The following is an 11618-nucleotide window of genomic DNA, read 5'->3' on the forward strand; positions in this document are numbered from 1 at the left end:
AAAACTACCGTTTGAGAAGACTCTCCCCAATATTTACAACATCTCCGGCCCCCATAGTTATCAACAGGTCGTCTTTTTTACAATTTTCCAAAATGAATGTTTCGATCTCATCAAAGCCCGGAAAATAGTGCACATCGCACCCTTTTGCCTTTAATTCGTCCGCCAGAAGCCCGGAAGACATGCCGAGTGTATCGGTCTCGCGGGCCGCGTAGATATCTGCAAGAATGATATGATCCGCAAGGGAAAGTGCATCCGCGAACTCATGGAAAAAGGCTTTTGTCCGGCTGTAGGTGTGAGGCTGGAAGACGCACCATGTCTCCTTGTGCGGGTAAGACTTTGCCGCCTCCAGAGTAGCCCGGATCTCGGTCGGATGGTGCGCGTAATCGTCCACAATGTGGAAACCGTTAACATCTCCTTTATACTGGAAACGACGGTCTGTCCCTTCAAAAGAGAGAAGTCCCTCCTGAATCTTCTCCATCGGGACATCCAGAAGAGATGCAGCAGCAATGGCCGCGAGGGCATTGGATACGTTGTGAAGTCCGTTTACGGAAAGATGAATCCGACCGGCCTCCTGTCCTTTTACAAGGAGAAGGAAAGAAACATTGCCTTTCTCATTGTGGGTAATCTCTTTTGCGCTGAAATCCGCATTTTCCCTGTGCACATCGTAGATGATGACATTACAGTCAAGTCCCTCCAGGATCTCTTCCAGAGGGCTGATCTCTCCATTGATAATCAGAGTGCCGTCATCAGGAAGAAGCTTCGCAAAGGTATGGAAAGAATTGCGGATGTCGTCAATATCTTTAAAGAAGTCCATATGGTCTTCCTCGATATTCAGGATGATACTGATCTTCGGGAAGAAGTGATGGTAGCTGTTTGTATATTCACAGGCTTCTGTGACAAAGACCTCGGAGCCGCCGACACGGATATTGCCGTGGATGGCCTTTAAAATACCACCTACGGAGATCGTAGGATCTTTCTCTCCGGCGAGAAGAATATGGGAAAGCATGGAAGTCGTCGTCGTCTTCCCGTGGGTTCCGGCTACTGCGACCGGAATTTTGTAGTTGGTCATCAGCTGGCCAAGCAGCTCGGCCCGGCTGAGCATCGGAAGGCCGCGTCTTACCGCCTCCTGATATTCCTCGTTATCTTCGTGGATGGCCGCCGTGTACACGACGACCTGTACAGTATCTTCTATATTGGAAGCCTTCTGACCGATGAAAACTTTCGCGCCCATCGAAACCAGATGATCTGTGAGAGAAGACTCCTTATTATCAGAACCGCTGACGGTAAAATGTTCGTCCAGTAAGATTTCGGCAAGCCCGCTCATGCTGATACCGCCGATGCCGATAAAATGAATATGAACAGGTTCGTTAAAGTTAATTTTGTACATATTTTACACTTCCGTTTCTGGCTTATTTTACATACCGGCGGGGAGAAAATCCCTGCCGGTCTGCTGTTCCCGTTCATTGTAGCATAACAAAATGAAAGATACAACGCTTCAAGGCCAGAACATTTTACCCTGAAAAATGTGAAAAAGCAGTTCTGAAAGAAAGCCTGTCCGCATAGTAATATATAGAGCAGGAGAGAAAAAAATACACAAAATTGCCTTAAAAACAACACGGTGTCTATAAAAAGCGGTTAAGATTATGTAAAATGCATAAAAAATAGAAGAAAAACGGCAAAAATATATAAAATTTACTCGATATTTATAAAAAGTGTGTTATAATAATGACATTAAATTACTGACAAGGGGTGAGGACATGATAAAAAAAGAGATGATAGCAATGCTGCTGGCCGGTGGACAGGGAAGCAGGCTTGGTGTTTTGACTGCCAAAGTGGCGAAGCCTGCAGTAGCGTTCGGCGGCAAGTACAGGATTATCGATTTTCCGCTCAGTAACTGCATTAATTCGGGGATCGATACAGTCGGAGTCCTGACACAGTATCAGCCGCTTCGTCTGAATTCTCATATTGGAATCGGAATCCCATGGGATCTGGACCGCAATGTGGGCGGTGTCACGATTCTGCCGCCATATGAGAAAAGCACGAACAGCGAGTGGTATACTGGAACGGCAAATGCGATCTATCAGAACCTGGATTATATGGAGTCGTTTAATCCGGACTATGTGCTTATTTTATCCGGTGATCATATTTACAAAATGGATTATGAAGTAATGCTGGATTATCATAAAGAGCACAATGCGGATGTCACCATCGCTGCCATGCCGGTGCCGCTTGAGGAGGCAAGCCGGTTTGGAATTGTAGTTGCGGATGAGGAAGGACGCATCAATGATTTCCAGGAAAAACCAAAGGAGCCGAGGAGCAATCTGGCGTCCATGGGAATTTATATTTTCAGCTGGCCGGTGCTCAAAGATGCACTTGTAAAAATGTCAGACGAGCCGTCCTGTGACTTTGGAAAGCACGTGATTCCGTACTGCCATGAAAATGGCAAGCGTCTTTTCGCGTATGAGTACAATGGTTACTGGAAAGATGTAGGAACACTTGGATCCTACTGGGAAGCCAACATGGAACTGATAGATCTGATCCCGGAATTCAACCTTTACGAAGAATTCTGGAAGATTTACACAAACAGTTCGATCCTGCCGCCGCAGTATATTTCCGATCAGGCGGTTGTGGAACGCAGCATTATCAGCAATGGTTCCGAGATTTACGGAGAAGTCCGTAATTCCGTGATCGGTGCCGGGGTTGTGATCGGAAAAGGAACGGTTGTCAGAGATTCTATTATTATGAAAGACACCGTGATCGGTGAAAACGGCGTGATTGACAAGTCGATCATTGCGGAGAATGTCCGGATTGGAGATCATGTGACGCTGGGCATCGGAAGTGATGTGCCGAATAAGGAAAAGCCGGCGATCTACTCCTTCGGGCTTGTGACGATCGGAGAGAATTCCGTGATCCCGTCCAATGTTCAGATTGGCAAGAATACTGCCATCAGCGGCGTGACAGAGGCGGAGGACTATCCGAACGGAGTGCTGGAAAGCGGAGAGACATTGATAAAGGCAGGTGAACGCGTATGAGAGCAGTAGGGATCATTCTGGCAGGCGGCAATAATCATAAAATGCGTGAACTGACATATAAACGGGCTGTGGCAGCCATGCCGGTGGCAGGAAGCTACCGGTGCATTGACTTCGCACTCAGCAATATGACCAATTCCCATATTCAGAAAGTTGCAGTATTGACACAGTACAACGCGAGATCTTTAAATGAGCACCTGAGTTCATCCAAATGGTGGGATTTCGGTAGAAAACAGGGAGGACTTTTTGTTTTTACTCCGACGATTACACTGGAAAACGGCAGCTGGTACCGGGGAACCGCAGACGCGATTTATCAGAATCTCGACTTCCTGAAAAAATGCCATGAGCCGTACGTTATCATTACATCCGGTGATGCTGTGTACAAACTGGATTATAACGAAGTTCTGGAATATCATATTAAGAAAAAAGCAGATATTACAGTAGTATGCAAGGATCTCGCACCGGGCGAAGATGCGACGAGATTCGGAACAATCAAGATGGACGATTCCATGAGAATTCAGGAGTTCGAGGAAAAACCGATGGTGGCAAATTCCAATACCATTTCCACCGGAATCTATGTGATCCGCCGCAGACAGCTGATCGATCTGATTGAACATGCAGCACAGGAGGACCGTTACGATTTCGTCAACGATATCCTGATCCGTTATAAGAATCTTAAAAAGATTTACGGATATAAGATCTCCAGCTACTGGAGCAATATTTCCACAGCAGAAGCATACTATCAGACAAATATGGATTTCCTGAGGCCGGAAGTGCGGAATTACTTTTTCAAAGAGTATCCGCCGGTATACTCCAAAGTCAGTGATCTTCCGCCGGCAAAATACAATCCGGGATCCTACGTAAAGAACAGTCTTGTCTCCAGTGGATGTATTGTGAACGGAACCGTGGAAAATTCGATCCTGTTCAAGAAAGCATTCATCGGAAACAACTGTGTTGTAAGAAATTCAATTATCATGAATGATGTTTATCTTGGAGATAATACATACATTGAAAACTGTATCGTGGAAAGCCGCGATACAATCCGTGCCAACACAAGGCACGTCGGGGAAAACGGCATCAAAATTGTTGTCGAAAAGAATGAGAGATATGCGCTTTAGCGAGCATATATAGTACTTAAGAAAGGGGCAGGTAATATGCAGATTACAGATGTGCGCGTAAGAAAAGTAGCAAAAGAGGGGAAATTAAAGGCAGTTGTGTCAATAACGATGGATGAAGAGTTTGTCGTACACGACATCAAAGTTATCGAAGGGGAAAAAGGACTGTTCATCGCGATGCCTAGCAAAAAGGCTTTGGACGGAGAGTACAGAGATATCGCTCACCCAATCAATTCTGATACAAGAAACCGTATCCAGAGCATCATCCTCGAGAAATATGAGCAGGCTTTGACAGAAGAGGACGGAGAAGACCAGGAATAAAATGTTTTAGGGTTATGTAAAGGACAATTTAAAGGATAAGAAAGCCGGAAAAAGCAGATACCGAAAAGGGATGCTTTTTCCGGCTTTTTGATTGCCGGTCCATGGAGGAAATCAAAAGACCTCGCCACAGGAAAGATCAAAAGAGGTTGCCCGGATCTTCCGCAGAAAAGAAGGGCCGGATTTCAAAGTGAAGCGGTTTTTTTGTGGACGGGTGCAGAAAATCAAGCCGGCAGGCGCAGAGATGGAGTCTGCGGGAAGGAATGCCGTCCGGATTGTATTTGCGGTCTCCGAGAATCGGGCACCCTGCATGGGCAAGCTGGACGCGGATCTGGTGGTGGCGCCCGGTGTGCAGATGAACCGAAAGCCGGCAGAAACGCTGACTATCCTTTGTAAATTCGCCCAGAACCTGATAGTCCAACAGTGCCTTTTTGGCATCGGGCGTATCCGGTGAACAGACGGAAGAAAGATTCGTGCGTCCATCCCGGACAAGCCAGTCGGTCAAAGTTCCGGAAGACTCAGTCGGAGCACCTTCCGTGACAGCCTCATAATATTTCCCGAAACCATCCCCGGTAAGCTGGGTGTTTAATGCGGCGGCCGCCTTTTTCGTCTTCCCAAATACGAGAATTCCTTCTACAGGCTGGTCAAGCCGATGGATGACAGCAAGATACGGTGCCCCCTTCAACGGAGTCCCGCTTTTCCTTGCCTCCCGCATGAGATGATTTTTCAGAAGGCTGACCATGTCCTGGGACGAAAAAGATGCAGTCTGGACAGCCATCCCGGCAGGTTTATGACAGACGAGGATCTCGGAATCCTCGAATAAGATTTCTGGTTTCATAATGTGCTCCTTTCATTTCACACATCATATCATATCCTGGAATGGTTGGCAAAGGAAAATCCATGTGGCCGGACGGCACAAAAAAATGGGGGAAACAATGTTTCGGCCGGGCAAAGGGAATGGTATAATAGAAACGGAACCAGGGAAAAAGTATATATGGAAATTATTGTCCGGCAGAAGAACTGGAAAAGGGAGATTTGCAAATACTTAAATATTTGCAAAAATATGATAATCAGTAATAAAGGTGTAAAAAATGTTTCAAGCAGTAAATGTTAAAAAAAGGTATGATATTCATTCTTACGAAGTTTTAAATGGAATCAGTTTTCAGATACAAAGTGGAGAAATCATAGGTGTTTTGGGTGAAAATGGGGCAGGAAAAACGACATTAATCAAAACAATGATGAAATTATTAGAGATTGATGAAGGAAAAATAGAATATGCCAACAAGGATATTCGCAATATCCCAAATAAAAAGTATTATAGTATGGTAGCGTCTGTACTTGAGGGGAACCGCAATCTCTACTGGTATCTCAGTGGGTACGAAAACATTTTGTATTTTTGCAGTCTGAAGAAGTTAAAAATAAAATCTGTTCAAAATGAGATAGAATTCTATTTAAAAGAGTTTGAATTATATGACGCAAAAGATAAATGTGTGGGAGAATATTCGCGTGGTATGCAGCAGAAGTTGTCTATCATCATTGCTTTACTGGGGAATCCTCAGGTATTGTTTTTGGATGAACCGACACTGGGGCTGGATGTACAAACCAAAAAGAAGGTTCTGGGAATCCTGAAGAAGCTTGCGCGTCAAAAAAATGTAACCATTATCATTACCTCCCATCAGCTGGATATCATAGATTTGCTTGTGGATAAACTGCTTGTGCTGAAAAATGGAAAAATCTTTTATGAGGGAGATCCCTATTTGTTTAAAGAGATGTACAGCGAAAACCGCTATACGATTTCTGTGATAGCAGAAAACATCGATCGATATTTTGAAAAATATGAATATACAAAAGAAGACAAGCGGGTAAATTTGTATCTGAAAAATATGAATAAGGACAGTATCTTTCAGGTGATATCTGAATTGTATGACAGAGGTTATGAGATAATAGAGATGAAAAAAGATACGGCAGATTTGGAGGAAATCATGCTTCGCTTTCTGGAGAAGGAAGGGGATGAGTATTGATGATTCATTTGTTAAAAGCTGAATATAAAAAAAGCTTTATTGAACTTAAAACATATTATCCTGATCAGATTGTGGATATTATTATCAAATATTTTCTTTTTGTAGCTTTTTTTGTCGGATTTGGAAAAAGTCAGATTGATGTCGGGGCGTTTTACATAGGGTATCTTTATTGGATGATAGCGTCATATATCATAGCGGAAGCGTCTGCCAGCATATCGTTCGAAAAACAGGTCGGAACAATCGAACAGATTTTCTTAAAACCTGTTTCTGTTCTTCAAATCCTGACCTTACGGACGTTCGTGATGTTCAGTATTTCCGTTTTGAAATTCGGTATTCTATTTCTCATAGTATCATTGACACTGAAAATAACATTTACGGTGACACCGGCAGTGCTTCTGATTTTCCTTATTTCTATTATTGGATTTACCGGTATCGGGATCGGACTTTCAGGCCTGACATTATTGTTTGCAAAAACAGCATCGTTTGAATCTATTGTTTCATACGGACTGCTGCTGATTTCCGGTACTGTTATTTCTTACCAGAATATGCCGGATATAATCTTCAAAATCATACGGATCCTGCCTTTTGTATTGGAGATAGATATTTCGCAAAAAGTACTAAAGACGGGAATAATCAGTATTCCGGATTTCTTCCTGGTTTTACTGTCGAATGTAGCGATGTTTTGTCTGGGGTGTTTGGTTTTTCAGTTCTTTTTAAAAAGAGTGAAGCGATATGGAGTCATGAACAAATACTGATTTGTCGCTCCTTTTACTTGACACTCTTGATTTTTTCGGGTAAAATTTGAATAATTTCATGGCGAAAGCCGAATAAATGAACGATGAAGGGGAATAGTAAGCCTAAGAGAAGTTTCAGAGAAGAGGCGGGTGGTGCGAGCCTTTGACGGATCACGGCTGAACCGGACCTGGAGTTCCTGTATGAAAAGTACAGCGTTTTATCAGCGTTAATGATCAATGAAGTGAGCCGCAGATTTTGTGGTTAATGAGGGTGGTACCGCCGGACATCCGGTCCCTGTTTGGGACGGATGCCCGGTGTTTTTCTTTATTTAACAGAAAACTTCGTTCTAAAAACAGGGGGCAGAAGTCCTTGGAAGCTGTGAAAAATATTGATTGAGAGGAGAATGCGACATGGCAAAGGACAACAAAAAATTTGTAAAGTCTATCACATCCAGAGATGAAGATTTCGCTCAGTGGTACACGGATGTGGTGAGAGAGGCAGAGCTTTGCGACTATTCCAGCGTGAAAGGATGCCTGAACTATCTGCCGAATGGATATGCAATCTGGGAAAATATCAAGGCAGATCTGGACAAGAGATTTAAAGATACAGGAGTAGAGAACGTATACCTTCCGATGCTGATTCCGGAGAATCTGCTTCAGAAAGAAGCGGATCACGTAGAAGGATTCGCTCCGGAAGCTGCATGGGTGACACATGGCGGAACAGAGAGATTACAGGAAAGATATGCGATCCGTCCGACATCAGAGACACTGTTCTGTGATCTGTGGAGCCGTATCGTGCAGTCTTACCGTGACCTTCCGAAAGTATGGAACCAGTGGAATTCCGTACTGAGATGGGAAAAGACGACACGTCCGTTCCTTCGTTCCAGAGAGTTCCTGTGGCAGGAAGGACATACCATCCACGCAACTTACGAGGAAGCAGAAGAGAGAACACTTATGATGTGGAAGGTCTACAAAGACTTCATCAGCGAGTCTCTTGCGATTCCATATGTAGCTGGAAGAAAGACAGAAAGTGAGAAGTTTGCAGGTGCAGAAGACACATACACAGTAGAAGCGCTGATGCATGATGGAAAGGCACTTCAGTCCGCGACAAGCCACTTCTTCGGAAATGGATTCCCGGATGCATACGACATCAAATATCTGGATAAGAACAATGAGCTCCACAGTGTTTATGAAACATCCTGGGGACTTTCTACAAGAATTATTGGTGCGATCATTATGGTACATGGCGATGACAGCGGCCTGGTGCTTCCGCCAAGAATCGCTCCGAAACAGGTACGCGTGATCCCGGTGGCACAGCACAAGGAAGGTGTTCTTGACCGTGCAGAAGAGCTGCTGGCAGCGATCCGCGCAGAAGGATTACGTGCAGACATCGACGAGTCCGAAAAGAGTCCGGGATGGAAATTCAGCGAGCAGGAGATGCTTGGAATTCCGGTACGTGTGGAACTTGGACCGAAAGATATCGAAAACGGTCAGGCAGTCCTTGTAAGACGTGACACAAGAGAGAAGACTGTTGTAGCAATCGACGAGGTACCGGCAGCACTGGCTGAACTTCTCGAGACAATTCAGCAGGATATGTATACAAGAGCAAAAGCATTCCTGGACGGCCACATCGATGAGGCAGAGACCATGGATGAAATGGTTGCAAAATTCAAGGACAACAGAGGATTCATCAAAGCGATGTGGTGTGGAGATGAAAGCTGTGAAGAAGCGATCAAGGCAGAGACAGGCGGAGCCGGATCCAGATGTCTGATCGAAGATGAAGAGCCGATTTCCGACAGATGTATTTACTGCGGAAAACCGGCAAAACACAAAGTTTTCTGGGGTAAAGCATACTAAAATGGAACAGGTCAGGATCAGACTGCCGGAAAAAGTGCAGTGGATCATCCGAAAGCTCAAAGAACAGGGCTTTGACGCATACGCAGTGGGCGGATGTGTCAGAGACTCGATACTGGGAAGGGAGCCGGAGGACTGGGATATCACAACATCCGCAAAGCCGGAAGAGATCAAGCAGATCTTCCGGCGGACGGTGGATACCGGAATCGAGCACGGCACAGTGACTGTTCTGGCAGAAAAAGAAGGATTTGAAGTAACGACATACCGGATTGACGGCGAGTACGAAGACGGAAGGCACCCAAAAGAAGTCTGGTTTACAGGAAAGCTTGCAGAAGACCTCAAGAGACGGGATTTTACGATCAATGCCATGGCATACAACGATGAAGACGGCCTTTGTGACCTGTTCGGAGGACAGGAGGATCTGCAAAAAGGGATCATCCGGTGCGTGGGAGATGCCCGTGAGCGGTTTACGGAGGATGCACTCCGGATTCTGCGGGCTGTCCGATTTTCAGCACAGCTTGGATTTTCCATGGAAGAGAAGACAAAGGAGGCAGCGGGCGCGCTTGCCGGAACCCTTGTCAAAATCAGCGCGGAGCGGATTCAGAGCGAGCTTGTAAAGCTTCTCGTGTCACCGCACCCGGAAGAGATGCTGACGGCGTGGGAACTTGGCATCACCAAAGTGATTCTTCCGGAATTTGACCGGATGATGGAGACAACACAGGAGACGCCGCACCATATGTATAACGTAGGCGTGCATACAGTGGAGGCATTAAAGCATATCCGCGCAGACCGGATTCTCCGCCTTTCCATGCTGTTCCATGACATGGGCAAGCCGGAATACAAGACGATGGATCCGGACGGAACTGCCCATTTCAAGAAACATGCCATCGGAAGCGAACGGATTTCAAAAGAGATCATGCGACGGCTGAAATTTGATAATGATACGATCCGGAAGGTGTCAAAACTTGTCTACTACCATGACTACCGGATGCCGCCGAACCGGAGACTGGTCCGCAGGGCGGTGAACAAGATCGGAAAAGATCTGTTCCCTTACTATCTGGAAATCCGGATGGCAGATACTCTGGCACAGAGCCTGTATCACAGAGAAGACAAGATTTCAGATATCGAAGGCGTTGCAAAGTGCTTCCAGGAGATTGTGGATGAGGGCGAATGTGTATCGCTGAAAGAACTCGCCGTGACAGGGAAAGATCTGATCGATGCCGGAATCAGTCCGGGACCGCAGATGGGAGAGATTTTGAATGCTCTTCTTGAAGAGGTGCTGGAAGATCCGGAGAAAAATCAAAAAGACTACCTGATTACCCGGGCGGCCAATATGAATCATTTATAGTACAAAGATACAAAACAAAAAGACAGCCGTGATAGCTGGCGTACACCAGCATTATCACGGCTGTCTCTTTGTATAGCTTCTGTCTGCCATACTGATGGAGAATGATTGAACCGGTTCTATTTAATCCCCCGCATTCATAAGCTAGAAAGACGATTGAATCAGAAGGCAGGGGGCAGTTATGGGTGATTATGATTTAGAGGTACTGGAACAATATCCGATACAAGTGGACAATGTCCGAAAAGTGAGGGGTGCCATCCTGTGTGAGACGGATCGGGGTCTGATGCTTTTGAAACAGGCGGCATTATCAAAGCCGCGCATTTTAGTTATGAATGAAATCCATAAAGCGATGAAAAATCAGGAACATCTGAAGTGCGATGAGCTGATTCCGAATAAAGAAGGAGAGTTTCTGACAGTCTCTGAGGACGGGGTATCTTATTATCTGAAAGCGTGGTATCAGGGACGGGAGTGCGACGTCCGGAAACACTCGGAAATTCTGGAGTCGGCAAAGCTGCTGGCCAAAGTTCACAGGCTGATGGAATTTCCCCGGTGCAGGGAAGGATTCCGGGAACCGGATCTTGTGGATGAGTACCGCAGACATAACAGAGAACTGAAGAAAGTATGGAATTTTATCCGGAAAAAGACAATCAAAGGGGAGTTTGAAAGCAGATTCCTGGAATGTTTTGAGGCTATGTACTGCGTGGCGGCCAGGGTGGAGCAGCGTCTTGAGGATTCGGCCTACCGGCAGCTGATGGAACAGAGCAGAGAAAAAGGAAGTTTTGTCCACGGAGAATACAATTACCACAATATTCTGATTGCTCCGGACGGCATGACAGTGGTGAACTTTGAACATGTGGGCAGAGACATTCAGCCGTCGGATCTTTATTATTTTCTCCGGAAAGTTATGGAAAAGCATCAGTGGAATGAAAAACTCGGTGCGGAGATTCTGCGGGCATACTGTGCGGTCAATCCCCTCAGAGAAGAAGAAAAAGAATACATTGCGCTCCGGCTTTCCTATCCGGAGAAATTCTGGAAATGCGCCAACACGTACTATAATTCCAACAAAGCATGGATTTCTTCCAAAAGTGTCGAAAAACTGCGGCTTTCCATTGAGCAGAACGAGGTAAAGAAGGCGTTTTTAGAACAGATATTTTCTTTCCATTTAGATAAGAGTGGTGTATAATAGACAGCATAGAAGACCA

At 45.4% G+C, this 11618-nt stretch carries 10 protein-coding genes and 1 other annotated feature; of the genes, 8 read left to right on the forward strand and 2 right to left on the reverse strand.

Features of this window, described 5'->3' with window-relative positions; translation table 11 throughout:
- Window positions 1-4 precede the first annotated feature (4 nt).
- Window positions 5-1387, reverse strand: a complete 1383-nt coding sequence (gene murC / locus B5G11_RS12285; RefSeq protein ID WP_087254150.1) for a UDP-N-acetylmuramate--L-alanine ligase — start codon at window positions 1385-1387, stop codon at window positions 5-7.
- Window positions 1388-1757: 370 nt separating this feature from the next.
- On the opposite strand from murC, the gene B5G11_RS12290 reads away from it, so the two are divergent.
- The 3 genes from B5G11_RS12290 to spoVG are packed head-to-tail and all read left to right on the forward strand — an operon-like array spanning window position 1758 to window position 4465.
- Window positions 1758-3032 carry a glucose-1-phosphate adenylyltransferase gene (locus B5G11_RS12290; RefSeq protein ID WP_087168846.1) on the forward strand — a complete coding sequence of 425 codons (1275 nt, stop codon included), beginning with the start codon at window positions 1758-1760 and terminating at the stop codon, window positions 3030-3032.
- Window positions 3029-4147, forward strand: coding sequence for a glucose-1-phosphate adenylyltransferase subunit GlgD (gene glgD / locus B5G11_RS12295; protein ID WP_087168845.1), 1119 nt, complete (start codon window positions 3029-3031; stop codon window positions 4145-4147). Before B5G11_RS12290 ends, glgD begins: the two co-directional genes overlap by 4 nt.
- Before the next feature lie 36 nt (window positions 4148-4183).
- On the forward strand, window positions 4184-4465 hold the full coding sequence (gene spoVG / locus B5G11_RS12300; protein ID WP_087168844.1) for a septation regulator SpoVG: 282 nt from the start codon (window positions 4184-4186) through the stop codon (window positions 4463-4465).
- Between the two features lie 136 nt (window positions 4466-4601).
- On the opposite strand, the gene B5G11_RS12305 is transcribed toward spoVG, so the two are convergent.
- Window positions 4602-5300: an RNA pseudouridine synthase gene (locus B5G11_RS12305; RefSeq protein ID WP_087254153.1), complete on the reverse strand. Its 699-nt coding sequence runs from the start codon at window positions 5298-5300 to the stop codon at window positions 4602-4604.
- Between the two features lie 253 nt (window positions 5301-5553).
- On the opposite strand from B5G11_RS12305, the gene B5G11_RS12315 reads away from it, so the two are divergent.
- The 5 genes from B5G11_RS12315 to B5G11_RS12335 all read left to right on the forward strand — a co-directional run bounded on the left by B5G11_RS12315 (window position 5554) and on the right by B5G11_RS12335 (window position 11599).
- Window positions 5554-6483, forward strand: a complete 930-nt coding sequence (locus B5G11_RS12315; RefSeq protein WP_087254160.1) for an ABC transporter ATP-binding protein — start codon at window positions 5554-5556, stop codon at window positions 6481-6483.
- On the forward strand, window positions 6483-7238 hold the full coding sequence (locus B5G11_RS12320; protein WP_087254164.1) for an ABC transporter permease: 756 nt from the start codon (window positions 6483-6485) through the stop codon (window positions 7236-7238). Before B5G11_RS12315 ends, B5G11_RS12320 begins: the two co-directional genes overlap by 1 nt.
- 74 nt (window positions 7239-7312) lie before the next feature.
- Window positions 7313-7517 (forward strand) — a binding site (T-box leader).
- Window positions 7518-7628: 111 nt separating this feature from the next.
- On the forward strand, window positions 7629-9074 hold the full coding sequence (gene proS, locus B5G11_RS12325; protein ID WP_087168836.1) for a proline--tRNA ligase: 1446 nt from the start codon (window positions 7629-7631) through the stop codon (window positions 9072-9074).
- A 1-nt stretch (window position 9075) separates the two neighbouring features.
- Window positions 9076-10419 carry a CCA tRNA nucleotidyltransferase gene (locus B5G11_RS12330; protein ID WP_087254167.1) on the forward strand — a complete coding sequence of 448 codons (1344 nt, stop codon included), beginning with the start codon at window positions 9076-9078 and terminating at the stop codon, window positions 10417-10419.
- Between the two features lie 178 nt (window positions 10420-10597).
- On the forward strand, window positions 10598-11599 hold the full coding sequence (locus B5G11_RS12335; RefSeq protein ID WP_087168834.1) for a CotS family spore coat protein: 1002 nt from the start codon (window positions 10598-10600) through the stop codon (window positions 11597-11599).
- The last annotated feature ends 19 nt before the right edge of the window (window positions 11600-11618 follow it).

This window comes from Drancourtella sp. An57 (assembly GCF_002161525.1).
Lineage (GTDB): Bacteria > Bacillota > Clostridia > Lachnospirales > Lachnospiraceae > Sellimonas > Sellimonas catena.